Below are 277 nucleotides of genomic sequence, written 5' to 3'. Positions count from 1 at the left end.
ATATTCCCCGCCGGGGAATGATGGTCGAAACCGACTGGAAGCGGGCATCGCATATCGCCGCCGTCAGCCCGATTCAAATCAGGGGTGAAACAAGAGGATATGTGTATATGTTTCAAGACACCCGCTCGATCCGGACGATGGTGTATAAACTGAAGCATCATTTTATCGTCGTTGGCGTGCTGTCGGTGGCGATCACCGTGTTGACCATCGCCTTTTTCTCCCGCGCCATCACGATGCCGCTCCTTCGCATGAAACAGGCGACCGAGGCGCTCAGCCG

1 pseudogene is annotated in these 277 nt (G+C 55.6%); it reads left to right on the top strand.

The features are described from left to right. Window positions 1-277: pseudogene (locus LD028_RS08905) on the top strand (two-component sensor histidine kinase); the annotation flags it as partial.

Origin of the sequence: Anoxybacillus sp. LAT27 (genome assembly GCF_022030075.1) — a bacterium.
GTDB classification, from domain to species: domain Bacteria; phylum Bacillota; class Bacilli; order Bacillales; family Anoxybacillaceae; genus Anoxybacillus; species Anoxybacillus kestanbolensis.
This window is presented reverse-complemented; position numbering and strand designations above follow the sequence as displayed.